General features: G+C 72.1%; 12 protein-coding genes and 1 pseudogene. 6 read left to right on the forward strand and 7 right to left on the reverse strand.

The genetic code is table 11. From position 1 onward, the window contains the following. Positions 1-67 precede the first annotated feature (67 nt). The 5 genes and pseudogenes from FH609_RS17895 to FH609_RS17910 form a co-directional block, all read right to left on the reverse strand. Positions 68-1,573, reverse strand: coding sequence for a maltokinase N-terminal cap-like domain-containing protein (locus tag FH609_RS17895; protein WP_139668768.1), 1,506 nt, complete (start codon positions 1,571-1,573; stop codon positions 68-70). A 214-nt stretch (positions 1,574-1,787) separates the two neighbouring features. Next, positions 1,788-3,491 (reverse strand): maltose alpha-D-glucosyltransferase, encoded by a 1,704-nt coding sequence (gene treS / locus FH609_RS17900; RefSeq protein ID WP_139668770.1) that lies wholly within the window; start codon positions 3,489-3,491, stop codon positions 1,788-1,790. Next, positions 3,478-5,523 carry an alpha-1,4-glucan--maltose-1-phosphate maltosyltransferase gene (locus FH609_RS17905; protein WP_139668771.1) on the reverse strand — a complete coding sequence of 682 codons (2,046 nt, stop codon included), beginning with the start codon at positions 5,521-5,523 and terminating at the stop codon, positions 3,478-3,480. The genes treS and FH609_RS17905 overlap by 14 nt, the downstream gene beginning before the upstream one ends. Before the next feature lie 503 nt (positions 5,524-6,026). Next, positions 6,027-6,770 (reverse strand): pectate lyase, encoded by a 744-nt coding sequence (locus FH609_RS31730; RefSeq protein WP_226961787.1) that lies wholly within the window; start codon positions 6,768-6,770, stop codon positions 6,027-6,029. Continuing rightward, positions 6,768-8,591, reverse strand: a pseudogene (locus tag FH609_RS17910) (rhamnogalacturonan lyase); the annotation flags it as partial. The pseudogene FH609_RS17910 and the gene FH609_RS31730, both read right to left, overlap by 3 nt. A gap of 286 nt (positions 8,592-8,877) precedes the next feature. Here FH609_RS17910 and FH609_RS17915 point away from each other — a divergent pair. The 6 genes from FH609_RS17915 to glgP all read left to right on the forward strand — a co-directional run bounded on the left by FH609_RS17915 (position 8,878) and on the right by glgP (position 17,558). Beyond that, on the forward strand, positions 8,878-10,548 hold the full coding sequence (locus FH609_RS17915) for an ABC transporter substrate-binding protein (protein WP_139668775.1): 1,671 nt from the start codon (positions 8,878-8,880) through the stop codon (positions 10,546-10,548). 104 nt (positions 10,549-10,652) lie between these two features. Then, the gene (locus FH609_RS17920) at positions 10,653-11,657 is read left to right on the forward strand and encodes an ABC transporter permease (protein WP_122184952.1); all 1,005 of its coding nucleotides are present in this window, start codon (positions 10,653-10,655) and stop codon (positions 11,655-11,657) included. Continuing rightward, a complete protein-coding gene (locus FH609_RS17925) occupies positions 11,657-12,610 on the forward strand; it encodes an ABC transporter permease (RefSeq protein WP_139668777.1) in 954 nt (317 codons plus the stop codon). The genes FH609_RS17920 and FH609_RS17925 overlap by 1 nt, the downstream gene beginning before the upstream one ends. 4 nt (positions 12,611-12,614) lie before the next feature. Then, positions 12,615-13,742 (forward strand): ABC transporter ATP-binding protein, encoded by a 1,128-nt coding sequence (locus FH609_RS17930; RefSeq protein WP_139668779.1) that lies wholly within the window; start codon positions 12,615-12,617, stop codon positions 13,740-13,742. Continuing rightward, positions 13,739-14,866, forward strand: a complete 1,128-nt coding sequence (locus FH609_RS17935; protein ID WP_139668781.1) for an ABC transporter ATP-binding protein — start codon at positions 13,739-13,741, stop codon at positions 14,864-14,866. Before FH609_RS17930 ends, FH609_RS17935 begins: the two co-directional genes overlap by 4 nt. A gap of 124 nt (positions 14,867-14,990) precedes the next feature. Beyond that, entirely contained in the window at positions 14,991-17,558 is a 2,568-nt protein-coding gene (gene glgP / locus FH609_RS17940; RefSeq protein WP_139668783.1) for an alpha-glucan family phosphorylase, read from the forward strand. A gap of 162 nt (positions 17,559-17,720) precedes the next feature. On the opposite strand, the gene FH609_RS17945 is transcribed toward glgP, so the two are convergent. Both FH609_RS17945 and FH609_RS17950 read right to left on the reverse strand, forming a co-directional pair. Beyond that, a complete protein-coding gene (locus FH609_RS17945; RefSeq protein WP_139668785.1) occupies positions 17,721-18,641 on the reverse strand; it encodes a hypothetical protein in 921 nt (306 codons plus the stop codon). Beyond that, positions 18,638-19,075 carry a hypothetical protein gene (locus tag FH609_RS17950; protein WP_139668787.1) on the reverse strand — a complete coding sequence of 146 codons (438 nt, stop codon included), beginning with the start codon at positions 19,073-19,075 and terminating at the stop codon, positions 18,638-18,640. The genes FH609_RS17945 and FH609_RS17950 overlap by 4 nt, the downstream gene beginning before the upstream one ends. Between the last annotated feature and the right edge of the window lie 3 nt (positions 19,076-19,078).

Below are 19,078 nucleotides of genomic sequence, written 5' to 3' on the forward strand. Positions count from 1 at the left end.
GGAGCGGGCGGAACGGGGCGGAACGCGCGGTACGGAAGGAACGAGGGGAGCGCGACGGCCGGCGGGGTCAGGCGTCGGCCTCGGCCAGCCGCCGGATGGCCATCATCGGCACCGGCAGCCAGGACGGCCGGTGCCGCGCCTCGTAGAGCACCTCGTAGATCGCCTTGTCCGTCTCGTAGGCCAGCAGCAGCTCCCGCTCGGCCAGCGGGTTCTCGCCGCCGGCCGCCGCGTAGCCGGCGCAGAACGCCGCCCGGTTGGCGCGCGACCACTCGGCCGCGCCGGCGCGCCCGCGCACCCGGTGCTGGCAGGCCGCGTAGTCGAAGGACCGCAGCATCCCCGCCACGTCGCGCACCGGCGGCCCCGGCTCCCTGCGGTCGGCCAGCGGCCTGGCCGGCTCGCCCTCGAAGTCGATCACCGTCCAGTGGGTGCCCGCCGGCTGCCCCGGCCGGTCGGCGGTGAGCACCTGGCCCAGGTGCAGGTCGCCGTGGAGCCGCTGGACCCGCGCCCGTCCGCCGCGCGCGGCGTGGTCGGCCAGCGCGGTGTAGCCCCGGCGCAGGCCCTCGCGGTAGGGGCGCAGCGCGGAGACCGCCTCGACGGCGTGGTCGAGCCGTTCGATCATGCCCAGCGCCAGGCCCTCCAGGCGGCGCCCGGTGAGCAGGTCGGTGGGCAGCGCCTCGGCGAGCGCCGCGTGCACCTCGGCCGTCGCCCGGCCCAGCGCGTGCGCGGCCGGGGTGAAGTCGGTGCGCTCGGCGAGCGAGCGCTGGGCGAGCTGCCAGCCGTCGGTCGAGCCGGCGAGGAACGGCTGGAGCACGCCCAGGGTCAGCGGCTCGTCGGGGGCGTCGGGCAGGATGGCCTCGAACCAGGCGGCCGGCGCCGGCACCCGGGCGCAGCCGGCGCCGGCCAGCGCGCGCGGCAGTTCCAGGTCCGGGTTGATGCCGGGGGAGACCCGGCGGAAGAGCTTGAGGATGTGGGCGTCGCCGAAGACCACGGAGGAGTTGGTCTGTTCGCCGGTGAGCACCCGGGCCGGCAGGCCCGAGGGGATCACGGTCCCCTGGGCGCGGCCGAAGGAGAGGCAGCCCAGCCGGCCCGGGGTGCGCAGCCGCTCCAGCAGCAGCCCGGCCAACCGCGGGTCGTGGAGCGCCTCGTAGACCGCGCGCCCGCGTAGCGGCCCCTCGGTGGGGCGGCCGACGAGGGCCGGGTGGAGCGCGTCGGGCAGCGCGGGCCGCACGCCCAGCAGCAGTTGGTAGCAGTCGCCCGTCGGGGGCGCGGCGTGCCCGGCGCCCGCCGGCGCGGACGCGTCGTCGCGCGCCGGTCGTGCGCCGGCGCGCACCAGCAGATGGAGCAGCCCAGGGCCGGGGCCTGAGCTGCCGCAGGGCAGCAGCTCGGTCGCCGAGATCAGCGTCAGCTCCCCGATGGGGCGGCCCTTGCCGGCGAACCAGCGTTGTTCGGGAAGCCAGTTGGCGAGCAGCCCGGTGAGGGAACGCAACAGCGCGCTGCCCTGTGCCTGCTGGGCGCGCGCCTGGCCTTGGGAGACGGATGCCTGAGCGGTCCGGGGGGCGGAACTATCCGACATGTCGTCCTTTCCCCGGGCATGAGATATGTCACGAAGTGTCCCGGATTGAGGCCTGAGTTGCCTGGTCGTGCGGGACGTGTCGTGCAGGAACGACCGTGCGGGTGAGGGCCCCACATCGGGCCCTCACTCAACGGTAGGCCCTGGCCAATGCCCTGCCAGGGAAAGGCTTCCCCCAGCAGGCTGGGGGTAAGCCCGTCCGGCGCCCTTCTACGCCTTATGACTCGGAGGCTTTACGCAGCCGAAACCAGTAGAAACCGTGACCCGCCAGGGTCAGCAGATACGGGAGTTCACCGATGGGCGGGAACCGCACCCCGCCGATCAGCTCCACCGGCACCCGGCCCGTCCAGGGCCTCAGATCCAGCTCGGTCGGCTGCGAGAACCGGGAGAAGTTGTTGACGCACATCACCAGGTCGTCGCCGTGCTCCCGCAGATACGCGAGCACCGCCGGGTTGGACGACGGCAGCTCGGTGTAGCTGCCGAGCCCGAACGCCGGGTTCTGCTTGCGGATCTCCACCATCCGCCGCGTCCAGTGCAGCAGCGAGGCCGGGGAACTCATCGCCGCCTCGACGTTGGTCACCTGGTACCCGTAGACCGGGTCCATGATCGTCGGCAGGAAGAGCCGCCCCGGATCGCAGGACGAGAAGCCGGCGTTGCGGTCCGGCGTCCACTGCATCGGGGTGCGGACCGCGTCCCGGTCGCCGAGCCAGATGTTGTCGCCCATCCCGATCTCGTCGCCGTAGTACAGGATCGGCGAGCCGGGCAGCGACAGCAGCAGCGCCGTGAACAGCTCGATCTGGTTGCGGTCGTTGTCGAGGAGCGAGGCCAGCCGCCGCCGGATGCCGATGTTGGCACGCATCCGCGGGTCCTTGGCGTACTCCGCGTACATGTAGTCGCGTTCCTCGTCGGTGACCATCTCCAGGGTCAGCTCGTCGTGGTTCCGCAGGAAGATCCCCCACTGGCAGCCGGCGGGGATCTGCGGGGTCTTGGCGAGGATTTCCGAGACCGGATAGCGGGACTCGCGGCGCACGGCCATGAAGATCCGTGGCATCACCGGGAAGTGGAACGCCATGTGGCACTCGTCGCCGCCCTTGTCGTAGTCGCCGAAGTAGTCGACGACGTCCTCCGGCCACTGGTTGGCCTCGGCGAGCAGCACGGTGTCGGGGTAGTGGGCGTCGATCTCCGCGCGCACCCGCCTGAGGAACGCGTGGGTGGCAGGAAGGTTTTCGCAGTTGGTGCCCTCCTCCGCGTAGAGGTAGGGCACCGCGTCCAGCCGGAACCCGTCGATGCCCAGGTCCAGCCAGAACTTGAGCGCCGAGATCATCTCCTCCTGGACCGCCGGGGACTCGTAGTTGAGGTCCGGCTGGTGGGAGAAGAACCGGTGGAAGTAGTACTGCTTGCGGACCGGGTCGAAGGCCCAGTTGGAGGACTCGGTGTCGACGAAGATGATCCGGGCGTCCCCGTACCCCTTGTCGTCGTCGGCCCAGACGTAGTAGTCGCCGTAGGGTCCTTCGGGGTCCCGGCGGGACTCCTGGAACCAGCGGTGCTGATCGCTGGTGTGGTTCATCACGAAGTCGATGATGACCCGCATCCCCCGCTGGTGTGCGGCGTCCACGAACTCCACGAAGTCCGCCAGGTCACCGAACTCGGGCAGCACGTCGGTGTAGTCGGAGACGTCGTATCCGCCGTCGCGCAGCGGGGACTTGAAGAAGGGCGGCAGCCACAGGCAGTCCACGCCGAGCCACTGAAGGTAGTCAAGCCTCGCGGTGATCCCCTTCAGATCACCGACACCGTCACCGTTGCTGTCCTGGAAGGAGCGGACGAGGACCTCGTAGAAGACCGCGCGCTTGAACCACTCGGGATCACGGTCGCGGGCTGGCGTGTCCTCGAAGGTGTCGAGGACCGGCTCATTGACGCTCATCGTTGGGTGACCCTCCGGTCTGTGAGGACGGTCGCAGGGCCAAGATGTGAGCTGACGAGGCGTACGCATCCGCACGGCCCGGCTCAAGCCGCACATAGTTGTCCCTGCCCCAGTAGTAGGTCGTCCCGGTGAGCTGGTCGCACACCGGGAAGGGCTCGGCGCCACCTTCCTGCGCGGGCGTGAGGCCGCACCCCTGGAGTTGCTCCATATCCAACGAGACCGTCGCTTCGTGGGTGTGGTGTGGATCGAGGTTGACCACGATCAGCACGCAGTCGGCCTGAGGTGTCCGCGTCCGCTTGGAGTAGGCCAGGATGTGCTCGTTGTTCGTGCGGTGAAAGTGAAGATTCCGAAGCTGCCGCAGCGCGGGGTGGCGCCGCCGGAGCGCGTTGAGCAACGAGACGAGCCCCGTGATGCTCTCCCCCCGCTCCTCCGCGCCGGCCCAGTCGCGGGGGCGCAGCTGGTACTTCTCCGAGTCGGCGTACTCCTCGCTGCCGGGCGCCGCCGGCGCGTTCTCGCACAGCTCGTAGCCGGCGTACATGCCCCAGGTGGGGGAGAGCGTCGCCGCCAGCACGGCCCTGGTCTGGAACGCCGGCCGGCCGCCCTCCTGGAGATAGGCGTGCAGGATGTCCGGCGTGTTCACGAAGAAGTTGGGCCGCATATACGAGGCGGCGGGACCGCTGAGTTCCGTGAGGTACTCGGTGAGTTCCTCCTTCGTGTTGCGCCAGGTGAAATACGTGTAGGACTGCTGGAAACCGATCTGCGCCAGCGTGTGCATCATCGCCGGCCGGGTGAACGCCTCGGCCAGGAAAAGCACGTCCGGATCGGTCCTGTTGATCTCCGTGATCACCTTCTCCCAGAACACCACCGGCTTGGTGTGCGGGTTGTCCACCCGGAAGATCCGCACGCCGTGCGCCATCCAGAACCGGAGAACGCGCAGCGTCTCCGTGACCAGGCCACGGAAGTCCTGCTCGAAGGAGATCGGGTAGATGTCCTGGTACTTCTTCGGCGGGTTCTCGGCGAACGCGATCGTGCCGTCGGCGCGCCGCGCGAACCACTCCGGGTGCTCCTTCACCCACGGGTGGTCCGGGCTGCACTGGAGCGCGAAGTCCAGCGCCACCTCCAACTCCAGCTCCCTGGCCCGCGCCACGAAGGCGTCGAAGTCGTCCAGGGTGCCCAGGTCCGGGTGGACCGCGTCGTGCCCGCCGTCCGGCGAGCCGATCGCCCAGGGGGAGCCCACGTCGTCGGTGCGCGCCGACAGCGCGCCCCCGCGCCCCTTGCGGAACGCCGTGCCGATCGGGTGGACCGGCGGCAGATAGACCACGTCGAAGCCCATCTGCGCGATGGCGGGCAGCCGTTCGGCCGCCGTGCGGAACGTGCCGGAGACCGGCGGCTGGTGCGGGCGCACCCGGGCGCCCTCGGAGCGCGGGAACATCTCGTACCAGGAGCCGAAGAGCGCCCGCTCCCGCTCCACCACCAGCGGCATCGGCCGCGAGGCGCTGACCAGTTCGCGCAGCGGATGGGCCGTCAACACCTCGACGACCTCGGCCGACTGCGCCGCCGCCAGCCGGGTGGCCGGCGGCAGTTCGGCGTCCACCAGCGTGTCGGCCGCCAGCAGCACCGCCTCGCGCCCGTCGTTCTTGGGCACGCCGGTCGCCGCGCGCCGCAGCAGCTCCGCGCCCTCCAGCAGGGTCAGCTCCACGTCGACGCCGGCCGGGACCTTGATGGCGGCCCGCTGCCGCCAGCTGGTGACCGGGTCGCCCCACGCCTCGACGGCGAACGTCCAGCGGCCCTCGCGGTCCGGGGTCACCTCGGCGCCCCAGCGGTCGAGCCCCGGCTGGAGTTCGCGCATCGGCAGCCAGGGGCCGCCGCGCCCGCCCGGGTCGCGCAGCACGACGTTGGCCCCGACCGCGTCGGGTCCCTCGCGGAAGACGGTCGCCGAGACCAGGAAGGTCTCGCCCGGGACGGCCTTGACGGGGCGGCGCCCGCAGTCAACGCGCGGCTGGACGTCAAGGACAGGGATACGACCGATCATGTGGGGATCACCTGGATGCGTCGGGGGCGGGCTTTTTCCCTCGCCGGGAGGGAACTTCGTCCTTTGTATCTGCTGGACCGCTGAATGGCGGGTTTCGGGCATGGCCGCTCCGGTGCGCGTTCACTCGTGTGGGGGGTGCCGTGTGGCAAGCCTGCCCACCCTGGGGGCCCGAACAATCCGCTCTTCGATGACCGGCGCGTATCCACTCGTTAAATCTCTGGGAACTGGCCCGAAGATCAGTTGATGTCGGCTACACGGGGTGGCATTGCGGGCGGAACAAAGGCCGGGGCGAAACGTGCGACGAAACATGCGACAAGAGCTGCGACAAAACGTGGGAGACGCGCCCACGGGACGCCCTTCACCGAACGTGAAAAAACCGGCCCCCACCTGCGGGAAACAGGCGGGGGCCGGCGTGGGAGCGATTCCGCGAACGGGCCCGGGGCACATTCCCCCGGTTTACCCGGGGTAACGCGCCGGGGGCCGCGCGGGCGGTCGCGGCCGGGTCACTGGTAGGAGATGTCGGACTCCGAGTAGCGGCAGTACGTCCCGTCGGGCCCGTCGCCTGACTCCTCCGGCTCGTCGCCCGAGTCGTTGCCGATGTACCGCTGACAGGGCACCAGGTCCCCGTCGTCGCCGATGACCGTGATGGCGCGGAGGGTGGCGGTGTCGCCGTAGTTCTCGTTGATCCCCACCAGCCGGGAGGCCGGCGCGGTCACCTCGACGCCGTCCAGCACCACCGAGCGCTGGTACTGGCTGGAGCAGTTGCCGCACGAGCGGTAGAGGGTGGTGAAGTCCTCGGCGGCGAAGTCGGTGACGGTCAGTTCGCCGCCGCCGTTGTGCTGGAACACCTTGTCGTCGCCGCCGCGCGCGGCCCCGCCCGAGACGGTGAACGTCGAGCCCTCGCCGCCCCGGAACGTGGCGGCGTCCTCGCCGATGTCCTCCCACCAGACGCGGTTCAGCGCGCAGCTGCCCGCGCAGTGCACGCCGTCGGCGCCGGGCGAGCCGATGATCACGTCGTTGAGCGAGCCGCCCTCGGCCACCTCGAAGACCGGCAGCTGGTCCTCGCCCTGCCCGCCGTCGCCCAGCCCGGGGCCCGGGACGTAGCGGGCGTTGCCGCCGTCGAAGTCGCCGTCCACCTCGATGGTCTCGTTGACCTCGATCTCCTCGGTGGCCTCCGGCCAGTCGACGGCCGAGGCGCCCGTTTCCGTGCTCGCCTGGGTCCGGGCGTCGGCCGCCGCCGCGTCCAGCGCGAAGCTGGGGTGCGGGGGCTGGTTGTAGGCGGTGTTCTGCCACGCGACGCCGGTCCGGTACTGGCGGTCCTCCATCAGCGAGGGGAACGTCAGGTCCGTGGGGATGTCGGTGGAGTAGATCCGTAGCGCGTTGTTGTCCGAGGTGCGCCAGATGACCTCCTCGCGCCAGTCGCCCAGAATGTCGGCCGACAGGACCGGGGTGGCCTTGGTGCCGTTGTTGGACGAGACGCCCTCGGCGGTCAGCAGCCGCTCGTCGCCCTCGGGGCTGTACTTGTCGATGTGGGTGCCGTCCAGCAGTTCGCGGGTGGCGTCACCGTCCCACCAGACCAGGAAGTTGGTGCTGGAGGGCTTGGGCCCTATCTCGTCGCCCGCGAGGTTCCGCAGCCCGCCGACCGAGCTGGACCAGAACTCGGCGCCCGGGTTGTCCGCCCAGATGTCGCCCGCGACGCCGCGCCCGTTGTCGGCGCCCGCTTCGGTCTCCCACTGGACCTCGCCGTTGGCCGGGTCGATCAGCAGCGAGGACGGCTGGCTGCTGGACTCGGAGACCTTGAAGTACTCCAGGCCCTCGTTGGTCGGGTCGAAGTCGCCCAGGTGCTGGGCGTCGCCGTGCCCGGTGCCGGTGGACCACATCGGGCTGCCGTCGTCGTCGACGGCCATCGCGCCGTAGACGATCTCGTCGTTGCCGTCGAGGTCGACGTCGCCGACGGACAGGCTGTGCGAACCCTGCCCGGCGTACTGGTTGCCCGCCTCGTCGCTGTCGAAGTACCAGCGCTGGGTCAGCGACTGGCCGTCGAAGTCCCAGGCGGCCAGCGTGGAACGGGTGTAGTAGCCGCGCGCCATCACCACCGACGGGTTCTCGCCGTCGCCGCCGAGGTGGGCGGTGCCGGCCAGGAAGCGGTCCACGCGGTTGCCGTAGTCGTCGCCCCAGTCCGCGACGTTGCCGCGCGGCGGTGCGTAGTCCACGGTGTCCACGGCCGCGCCCGTCGCGCCGTTGAACATCGTCAGGAACTCGGGGCCGGCCAGGATGTAGCCGCCGGAGTTGCGGTGGTCGGCGCCCGCGTCGCCGATGACGGTGCCCTCGCCGTCCACGGTGCCGTCGGCCGTCTTCACGGCCACCTCGGCCGCGCCGTCGCCGTCGTAGTCGTACACCTGGAACTGCGTGTAGTGCGCGCCGGCGCGGATGTTGGGGCCGAGGTCGATCCGCCACAGCCGCTCCCCGTCGAGCGTGATGCCGTCCAGATAGACGTTGTCGGTCACGCCCGACTGCGAGTTGTCCTTGGCGTTGTCCGGCTCCCACTTGAGGACGAGGTCCAGCTCGCCGTCCCCGTTGAGGTCGCCGACCGAGGCGTCGTTGGGGTGGTGCCCGTCCGACGGCCGGTCCAGCGGGATGTCGGTCTGCGCCCGCGGCATCGCCAGGGCCTCGTCGGCGGCCATGGTCTCCACGCCGTCGGCGACCGTGGCCAGGGAGTAGCTGGCGTCCGAAGGCGCGCCCTCGTCCAGGTAGTTGGTGACCCCGGTCAGCGGCTCCTCGGTGATCCGGGTGCCGTCCCGGTAGAGGTGGAACGCCACGTCCTCCGGGTCGGCGGCCAGCGAACGCCAGCTCACCAGGTTGCCCTGGTCGCCGCCGACGCTGACCAGGCCCCGGCCGAGCCCGCCCGGGCTCCGGTCCGCCGCCGCTTCGGCCGCGCCACCGGCCTCGGTCTCGTCGCTGGCCTGCGCCAGAGCGGTGACGCCGCCGGCCGCCAGCACGCCGGTGAGGGCGGCGGCCAGCAACGTCCTTCGGCGCCGTGTTGATCGTGCGCGATGAGGGGAAGGCACGAGGGACTCCTCGGTGTGGGGGAACTCCAATGGACACCTCCCGGTGGCCGCCGGGCGGCGCGAGGTTGCCGCGCCTGGTGAAAAACTTTCGGCCGCGCCCGCCGCCGGGGCGTCGAACTTCCGGCTGAACTGCGCCTTTTGTGCGGTTTACGCGCCAAGTCTCAGCTCGGTATCGCCGGGCTTGACGATGTTCACAGCCAAATTCCCGCGCAGTAATGTGCCCTCCACCGGACAGGGCCTAGACCACTACCCCTTCACCACCGCCCCGACCCTCTGAGGTGGATCAATGCGCATAGCAAGACCCCGCGCCGCGAGGATGTTCGTGGCCGCCCTGGCGATCGGACTGATCGCCAGCGGCTGCGCGAGCGACCGCGACAACGAAGAATCCGGCGGCGACTCGGAGGTGTTCGTCTTCGGCGCCGCGGGTGACCCGGCGGCCCTCGACCCCGCGTTGGGCAGCGACGGCGAGACCTTCCGCGTGACCCGGCAGGCCTTCGAGACGCTGCTGGAGCACGAGCCGGGCGGCACCGAGCTGGTGCCCGGGCTGGCCAGGGAGTGGTCCTCCAACGAGGAGGGCACCGAGTGGACGTTCCAGCTCCAGGAGGGCGTCACCTTCCACGACGGCGAGGCGCTGACGGGCGAGGTCGTCTGCCAGAACTTCGACCGCTGGTACAACTGGGCCGGCACCTACCAGAACACCACGCTCTCGTACTACTACCAGACCGTCTTCGGCGGCTTCGCCGAGAACGAGAGCGAGGACACCCCCGAGCCCAACTACGTGGGCTGCGAGGCCCCCGACGAGCTGACCGCCACCATCACCGTGGCCGAGCCGTCCGCCAACTACCCCGGCGGCTTCTCGCTCCAGGCGTTCGCCATGCACTCGCCCAAGTCCCTTGAGGCGTACGCCGCCGACAACCCCAGCGGCGAGGGCGAGGACATCACCTTCCCCGCCTACAGCCAGGAGGCGGGCGACCTCGCCGGCACCGGCCCGTTCCGCATCACCGAGTGGAACAAGGGCAACGGCGAGGTGACGCTGGAGGCGTTCGACGACTACTGGGGCGAGACCAAGCCCGGCGTCGACGAACTCGTCTTCCGCACCATCCCCGAGGAGTCGGCCCGCCGTCAGGCGCTCCAGGCCGGCGACATCCACGGCTTCGACCTCGTCGCCCCGGCGGACGTGCGGACGCTGGAGGACGAGGGCTTCCAGGTCCCGGTCCGTGGCGTCTTCAACATCCTCTACCTGGGCATCACCCAGGACAAGCAGCCCGCGCTTGCGGAGCTCCCGGTCCGCCAGGCCATCGCGCACGCCCTGGACCGGCAGAACATCGTCGACACCCAGCTGCCCGAAGGCGGCGTGCAGGCCACCCAGTTCATCCCGGACACGGTCGCCGGCTACTCGGAGAACGTGCAGACCTACGAGCACGACCCCGAGCTGGCGCAGCAGCTGCTCGCCGAGGCCGGCGCCGAGGACCTGACCGTGGAGTTCTGCTACCCGACCGAGGTGACCCGCCCGTACATGCCGGCGCCCGCCGACATCTACGAGCTGCTCCGCGCCGACCTGGAGGCGGTGGGCGTCACCGTCGAGCCCAGGCCGCTCACCTGGAACCCGGACTACCAGGAGGCCACCAGGTCCGGCGGCTGCGACATCTATCTGCTCGGCTGGACCGGTGACTTCAACGAGGCCTACAACTTCCTCGGCACCTGGTTCGACGGCTACCAGCAGGAGTGGGGCTTCGAGAACGAGGAGATCTTCGACCTGCTGACGGAGGTCCGCCAGGAGCCGGACGTCGCCGCCCGCGAGGCCCTCTACCAGGAGGCCAACGAGGCGATCATGGAGTTCCTGCCCGGCGTGCCGATCTCCAGCTCGCCGCCGTCCATCGCGTTCTCGCCCGATGTCAACCCGCCGACGGTCTCCCCGCTGACCCAGGAGAACTTCGCCGAGGTTTCCTTCAAGTAGCCCCAGCGGGCTCGGGGTTCGTTCGCCCAGCCGCCCGGCCACGGGACCCGTGGCCGGGCGGCGCGCTTCCCCCGTGGAGATGAGAAAGAAAGGGGAGCCCCTCGGTGCTCCGTCTCGTCGTCCGCAGGCTGTTGCAGCTGATACCCACGCTGTTCGGCCTGACGGTCCTCCTGTTCATCTGGATTCACCGGCTGCCCGGTGGCCCCGCCTGGGCGCTGCTCGGCGAGCGCGGCAACGAGGCGGCCCGCCGCCAGATCGAGGAGCAACTCGGTCTCGACGAGCCGCTGTGGGTCCAGTACGGCCGGTGGTTGCGCCGGCTGCTCCAGCTCGACCTCGGTAACTCCATCAAGACCGGCCAGCCGGTCTGGGAGGAGTTCACCCTGCGCTTTCCCGCCACCGTCGAACTCGGCCTCACCGCCCTGGTGTTCGCCGTCGTCATCGGCATCCCCCTCGGCTACTTCGCGGCCCGCCGCCGGGGCAGCTGGCTGGATGTCACGGCCGTCTCCGGCTCGCTGGTGGGGATCTGCGTTCCCGTCTTCTTCCTCGCGATGATCCTGCGCTCGATCTTCGCCGTGAACCTGGGCTGGCTGCCCAGCGGCGGCCGGCTCACCACCGGCATCGACGCCACCGACGTCACCGGGTTCGCCGTCCTGGACGGCCTGTTGACCGGCGAGTTCGACGCCTCCTGGGACGCCGTCCAACACCTGATCCTGCCCGGCCTGGCGCTCGCCTCCATCCCGCTCGCCGTGGTCGTGCGGATCACCCGGGCCAGCGTCCTCGAAGTGCTCAGCGAGGACTACGTCCGCACCGCCGAGTCCAAGGGCCTGCGCAAGAGCGTGGTGCGCGGCCGGCACGTGCTGCGCAACGCGCTGCTGCCGGTCGTCACCACCGTGGGCCTGGTCACCGGAAGCCTGCTCTCCGGGGCCGTGCTGACGGAGTCCGCGTTCTCCTTCGGCGGGATCGGCAGCTTCATCCGGCAGGCGATCTCCGACCGTGACTATCCCGTGCTGATGGGCTTCATCCTCTTCATCGCCCTGGTCTATGTGCTGATCAACCTGCTGGTCGATCTCACCTACGGGCTGATCGACCCGAGAGTGCGGGTGAACTGATGGCCACCAAGACCGAGAAGATCGACCGGCTGGCCGAACTCACCGCGCAGCGCGAGACGGTGACCGGCGGCAGCCTGTGGGTCGAGGCGTTCCGCCGGCTGCGGAACAGCAAGATGGCGCTGATCGGCGTCGGCATCATGGCCGTCTTCGTGATCATCGCGCTGATCGGGCCGTGGATCGCGCCGCACAACCCGACCGCCCAGCTCTGGCGGAACGAGGTCTTCACCAACCGGGGCGAGTTCGTCGGGCCCCGGGGCGAGAACTGGCTCGGCCTGGACCACCTGGGCCGCGACCAGCTGTCCCGGATGCTGGTGGGCGCCCGACAGACGCTGCTCGTCGGCGTCGTCTCCACCGTGCTCGGCTTCGCCCTCGGCGCGCTGATCGGCGGCGTCTCCGGCGCGGCCCTCTCGTTCGGCGGCCGGGCCGGGCAGCGGCTCGACACCGTGCTGATGCGGTTCATCGACATGATGCTGGCGATGCCCTCGCTGCTGCTGGCGGTGAGCATCGCCGCCGTGATGGGGCAGAGCCTCACCACGGTGATGATCGCGGTGGGCGTGGTGCAGGTGCCGATCTTCGCGCGGCTGCTGCGCGGCTCGATGCTCGCCCAGGCCAACGCGGACTACGTGCTGGCCGCCCGCGCGCTCGGCGTGCGCCGGCGGCGCGTGGTGCTGGGCCATGTGCTGCCCAACTCGCTGGGCCCGGTCATCGTACAGTCCACGCTGGCCCTGGCCACGGCCATCATCGAGGCCGCCGCCCTGTCCTATCTGGGCCTGGGCAACCCCGACGCGGCGCAACCCGAGTGGGGCGTGATGCTGGCGCAGGCCGAACGGTTCTTCGACGAGGCACCGTTCATGGCGATCTGCCCGGCCCTCGGCATCATCGTCACCGCCCTCGGCTTCACCCTGCTGGGCGAGGCCATGCGGGAAGCACTCGACCCGAAACTGCGGAGCTGATCCCATGCCCCTGCTTTCCGTGGACGAACTGAAGGTCACCTTCGCGGGGCACGGCCGCCGCGCGACCACCGCCGTCTCCGGCGTCTCCTTCGACGTGGACGAGGGACAGGTCGTCGGCCTGGTCGGCGAGTCGGGCTGCGGCAAGAGCGTCACCTCGCTCGCCCTGATGGGCCTGCTGCCCGCCAAGGGCGTGCGCGTCGAGGGCCGCGCCGACTACCGGGGCACCGACCTGCTGTCGCTGTCGCCGTCCCGGCTGCGCGACCTGCGCGGCACCCAGCTGGCGATGATCTTCCAGGACCCGCTCTCCTCCCTCAACCCGGTCGTCCCCATCGGCGTCCAGGTCACCGAGATCCTCAGCCGGCACCGGGGGCTGCGCGGCCAGGCCGCGCGCGACGAGGCGGCGACGCTGCTCGACCGGGTCGGCATCCCCGACCCTAGGCGGCGGCTCAAGGAGTACCCGCACCAGCTCTCCGGCGGGATGCGGCAACGCGCGTTGATCGCCATGGCGGTGGCCTGCGCGCCCCGGCTGCTGATCGCCGACGAGCCGACCACCGCGCTGGACGTCACCATCCAGGCCCAGATCCTGGAACTCCTCAAGGAGTTGGTCGACCAGCAGGGCACCGCGCTGCTGATGATCACCCACGACCTGGGCGTGGTCGCCGGGCTCTGCGACGAGGTCAACGTGCTCTATGCCGGCAAGGTCGTTGAGTCCGCCGACCGGCGCACGCTCTTCGCCGAGCCGGCCCACCCCTACGCGCACGGGCTGCTCAACTCCATCCCCCGGCTCGACGCCCCGCGCGGCCAGCCGCTCAACCCCGTGCGCGGCTCCATCAACGACCAGATCGCCTGGTCCGACGGCTGCGCCTTCGCGCCCCGCTGCGACTTCTACACCCTCGACTGCCTCCAGGGGGCGCCGGAGCTGGGCCCGTTGCACGGTTCGGAAGGTTCGGACGGTTCCGACGCTGCCGCCGGCCACCAGGTGCGCTGCGTCAACCCGGTGCGCGAGCCGCTGGCCGTCACCACCCTCGCCGAGGTCGGGGCCGGCGGCGATCCGCCGACCGAGGCCGCCACGGCGAAGGCCACGGCGAAGGCCGCGCCGAAGACCGCACCGAAGGAGGAGACCTCCGAATGAGCCTGCTGGAACTGAACGAGGTCAAGGTCCACTTCCCGGTCAGGCGCGGGGTGTTCTTCGACCGCCTGGTCGGGCACGTCTACGCCGTCGACGGCGTCTCGCTCACCATCGAGGCCGGCCAGACCTACGGCCTGGTCGGCGAGTCCGGCTGCGGCAAGACCACCCTGGGCCGGGCCGTGCTGCGGCTCAACGACATCACCTCGGGGCAGGTCGTCTTCGACGGGACCGACCTGGCGGCGCTGCCCGCCGAGGAGATGCGCCGCTCCCGGCGCCGCCTCCAGATGGTCTTCCAGGACCCGCTGGGCAGCCTCAACCCCCGGCAGAACATCGAGTCGATCCTCGCCGAGGGCATGGCCGCGCACGGCATCGGCGCCGACCGCGCCGAGCGCCGCGCCCGGATCGTCGAGGTCCTGGAGAAGGTCGGGCTGCCGGCCGACGCGCTCTCCCGCTACCCGCACGAGTTCTCCGGCGGGCAGCGGCAGCGCATCGGCATCGCCAGGGCCCTGGTCCTGGAACCCGACCTGATCATCTGCGACGAGCCGGTCTCCGCGCTGGACGTCTCCATCCAGGCCCAGGTCATCAACCTGCTGGAGGAACTCCAGGACTCCCTGGGCCTCACCTATCTGGTGATCGCCCACGACCTGGCCGTGGTCCGGCACATCTCCGACGTCATCGGCGTGATGTACCTGGGCGCGCTCGTCGAGGAGGCGCCCAGCGACCAGCTCTACGCCGAGCCCCGCCACCCCTACACCCGGGCGTTGATGTCGGCGGTGCCGGTGCCCGACCCCGAGGTGGAGGACACCAGGGAACGCATCCTGCTCCAGGGCGACCTGCCGTCCCCGGCCAATCCGCCGACCGGCTGCCGCTTCCACACCCGCTGCCCCTGGCGGCAGCCGGAGCGCTGCGACACCGAACGGCCCGCCCTCGTCGAACTGGCCGACGGGCACCGGGTGGCCTGCCACTACGCGGCCGAGATCGCCGACGGCACGCTCCGGCCCACCCGGGAGCTGGCCGAACGCATCCTGCCGGAGGACGAGCCGATCGGCGCGCCCGCCACCACCGGGGCCGACGAGGCCGACGAGCCGGAGGGCGCGGCCGGCACCGCACCCGTCGAGGCCGGCTGACCGGCCCGAGGCGAGCCCGCAGCCGCGCACCCGGCTGGTCCCCGGGGGTGGTTGTCGGCGGCGATCCAGCTGAATCAGCCGGAATCCGCCGCGACCGCCCCCGGGGCCCGGCTACGGTCGAGGGGTGAAGGCCATCCGTCGCTTCTCCGTACGTCCCGTCCTTCCCGAACCCCTCCGACCCCTCCAGGAACTGGCCCGCAACCTCCGCTGGTCCTGGCACCCCGAGACCCGCGACCTGCTGCGGTCCGTCGACCCCGACGGCTGGACGTCCGGCGGCGAGGACCCGGTGCGACTCCTCGGCACCGTCACCGCCGGCCGGCTCGCCGCGCTCGCCGCCGACCGCGGCTTCCTGCGCCGCCTCGGCGTGGCCGTCGAGGACCTGCGCGACTACCTCACCGAACCCCGCTGGTACCAGCAGACCGACGCCCGCGCCGGCGGCGAACTGCCCCGCGCCATCGCCTACTTCTCCCCGGAGTTCGGCATCACCCCCGCGCTCCCGCAGTACTCCGGCGGCCTCGGCATCCTCGCCGGCGACCACCTCAAGGCCGCCAGCGACCTGGGCGCCCCCCTGATCGGCGTCGGGCTCCTCTACCGGCACGGCTACTTCCGGCAGAGCCTCTCCCCTGACGGCTGGCAGCAGGAGCACTACCCCGTCATCGACCCGCACGAGCTGCCGCTCACCCCGCTCCTGGAGGCCGACGGCAGCCGCGCCCGGGTCAGCCTCGCCCTCCCCGGCGGGCGCACCCTCACCGCGCAGATCTGGCAGGTCCAGGTCGGCCGGGTGCCGCTGCTGCTCCTCGACTCCTCCGTCGCCGAGAACGGCCCTGCCGAACGCGACGTCACCGACCGGCTCTACGGCGGCGGCAGCGAACACCGCCTCCTCCAGGAGATGCTGCTGGGCATCGGCGGGATGCGCGCGGTGCGCGCCTTCTGCCGCCTCACCGGGCACGCCGAGCCCGAGGTGTTCCACATGAACGAGGGCCACGCCGGCTTCCTCGGCCCCGAACGGGTGCGGGAGCTGGGCGAGCTGGGCATCGGCTTCGACGCCGCGCTCCGCGCCGTGCGGGCCGGCACCATCTTCACCACCCACACCCCCGTCCCGGCCGGCATCGACCGGTTCGCCGAGGACCTGGTCGCCCGCCACTTCGGCGAGGGCGGCGAGCTGGCCTCGCTCGACCTCCAGGCGCTCCTCGGCCTGGGCCGCGAGCCGCTGGGCGCGGCCGCCCCCGGCGGGCAGCCGGTCCGCGAGGGCGAGCCGGCCCCGTTCAACATGGCCGTGCTCGGCCTGCGCACCGCGCAGCGCTGCAACGGCGTCTCCACCCTGCACGGGCACGTCAGCCGGGGCATGTTCGCCGGCCTGTGGCCCGGGTTCGACGCCGAGGAGGCGCCGATCGGCTCGGTCACCAACGGGGTGCACGCGCCCACCTGGACCGCCGACGCCACCCGCAGGCTCGCCGAGGGCAGCCGCAGCGACACCGAGCTGTGGGAGCTGCGCCGCTCGCTGCGCGAACAGCTGGTGCACGACGTGCGGGCCCGGCTGCGCGCCTCCTGGCGCCAGCGCGGCGCCGGGCAGGCCGAACTCGGCTGGGTCGACGAGGTGTTCGACCCCGACGTCCTCACCCTGGGCTTCGCCCGCCGCGTCCCCTCCTACAAGCGGCTGACGCTGATGCTCCAGGACCCCGACCGGCTCAAGGCGCTGCTGCTGCACCCCGAACGGCCCGTGCAGATCGTCGTCGCCGGCAAGGCCCACCCCGCCGACGACGGCGGCAAGCGCCTCATCCAGGAGCTGGTCCGCTTCGCCGACGACCCGGCGGTCCGCCACCGGATCGTCTTCCTGCCCGACTACGGCATGGGCATGGCCCGTTCCCTCTACGCCGGCTGCGACGTCTGGCTCAACAACCCGCTGCGCCCGCTGGAGGCGTGCGGCACCTCGGGGATGAAGGCCGCGCTCAACGGCTGCCTCAACCTCTCGGTGCGGGACGGCTGGTGGGACGAGTGGTTCGACCCGGACTTCGGCTGGGAGATCCCCACCGCCGACGGGGTCGCCGCCGCCGAGCCCGAACGCCGCGACGCCATCGAGGCCGCCGCGCTCTACACCCTGCTGGAGCAGCAGGTCGCGCCCTGCTTCTACGACCGGGGCGTCAACGGGGCCGGGCTGCCCGGGCGTTGGCTGGAGATGGTCCGCGCCACCCTGGACCGGCTGGCGCCCCGGGTGCTCGCCGAACGGATGCTGCGCGAGTACATCACCGGCTACTACGCGCCGGCCGCCGCCGCCCACCGGGCGATGACGGCCGAGGCCGCCGGCGAGCTGGCCGCCTTCGCCGAACGCGTCACCCACGAGTGGCCCGGCGTCGCCGTCGAACACGTCGAACCGGGCAACGAGCCGCCGACGCTGGGCGGTTCGGTGTCGCTGCGGGTGCGGGTCGCGCTGGGCGGCCTGGAGCCGTCGGCCGTCGAGGTGCAGGCCGTCACCGGCCGGGTCGACGGCGACGACACGCTGGCCGAGCCCGGCTACGTCCCGCTGAAGGCCACCGGCGGACCCGACCTGGCGGGGCGCTGGACCTTCGAGGGCGAGCTGACCCTCAACCGGCCGGGGCCGTTCGGCTACACGGTGCGGGTGCTGCCCGCGCATCCGTTGCTGGCGCACCGGGCGGAGCTGGGGTTGGTGGCGGCGGCGGCTCCGCCTGGGTGACGGGTTCTCCGCCCCACCCGCCCGCCCCTTTCGCTGGCGCGATGGCCCGGCGGCGCTGTGTCTGTGCGGCGCCGTCGGGGCGACGCTGCGCGGGCCCGGGGTGGGTTGGTGTGTGCGGCGCCGTTGGGGTTGCTGTTCTTGTTCCCACCCACCCACCCTTTTTCAGATGTCCTTCCGCAGGTGGTGGGTTATCCGCCGGCCGGTGGGGGCGCGGAGCGGCCCCTCGTAGGGGAGGCCGAGGGCCGTGGCCAGGTCGCGGGCGTGGAGGTCGACCGCCGACTCGGCCAGCGCGCAGAACGCGTCCATCGCCGCCCGGCCCCGGCGGATGCCGACCGTGAACGTGGTCGCGGCGACCAGCAGCGCCGGCCACCACCAGGCGGCCAGCGCCAGATACAGCAGCGACCAGGCGACGAGTTGGGCGGCCGCGTCGTAACTCCGGCGCGCGGTGCGGAGTTCCGCGCGGGTCTCCTCGGGCACCAGCAGCCACAGCCGGGGCCAGGCCGCCGCCAGGTCCAGGCCGTAGGCGGTGAGGACGCGCCGGTCCGCCGCGTCGACGCGGTCGCCGATCCAGGTGGGGCGCCGGGGCGGGACCAGGCAGATCCGGTCCCGTTCCGCGACGCGCCGCGCCGGCTCAGCGTCGTCCGGTCCCGCGCCGCCCGGCGGGAGGGCGGCGCGGGTCGCGGCGTGCCGGCGCCACGCCTCCCTGGCCCGTTCGTCCGCCGCCGCCCAACGGGCCGCTCGACGTTCGCGGAGCCGCGTCGCCAGCCGGCCCAGGCCGCGCGGCCAACTCCCCAGCCAGAGCCGGTCGACCGCGCCGCCCAGCGCCCGGACCAGGAGCCCGGCGCCGGTGGCGAGGAGCACGGTGCCGGCGGCCACGGCCAGGGCGGCGCCGAGGGACCGCTCGTCGGGGCTGGCCGCCAGTTCGTCGATCCGGTCGATGACCGCCGGCAGGTCGTACCAGCGGGCATGGCCCAGGACCGCGCCCGTTCCAGCGGCGCCCAGGAAGAGCAGCCCCGTCGGCACCAGGTAGCTGAGCCAGCGGGTGACGAGGGTCTTGCCCAACTCCGACAGCAGGGCGTTCATGTCGGCGGGGGGAGGTGCCGCAGGGGGAGGGCGTGGAGTCGGCAGTGGCGCGGCACCTCGGGCGGGTCGTCGAGCAGCACCGCGCGGGGGCAGCGGCCGACGGGGCAGACCAGCGCGGCCGGGCCCGTCGGGTGGCCGGGCGTGGGCGGGATGCCGCCGATGCCCGCGCCCCGGGTGATGCCGGTCAGGCCGCCGGCGATGCCGGCGCGGCGCAGCAGGCGGTGGAGTTCGCGCTCGGCGGCCGCGATGTCGCCGCCCTCGCGCAGCGCGGCGAGGACGCGTTCCGCTTCGCCGCCCGCCCCTGCGGCCGTGGTGAGGGCGCGGATCTGCTCCAGCTCGGCGCAGATCCGGCCGAGTGTCGTCCGCGTGGACGCCGGGTCTTCGCCGTTCGACGCCGTGGTTCCGGCCACCCGCTGTTCCCCCTCCCCGATCACGGC

The sequence above is a fragment of the Streptomyces sp. 3MP-14 genome (assembly GCF_006334905.2).
Lineage (GTDB): Bacteria > Actinomycetota > Actinomycetes > Streptomycetales > Streptomycetaceae > Streptomyces > Streptomyces triticirhizae.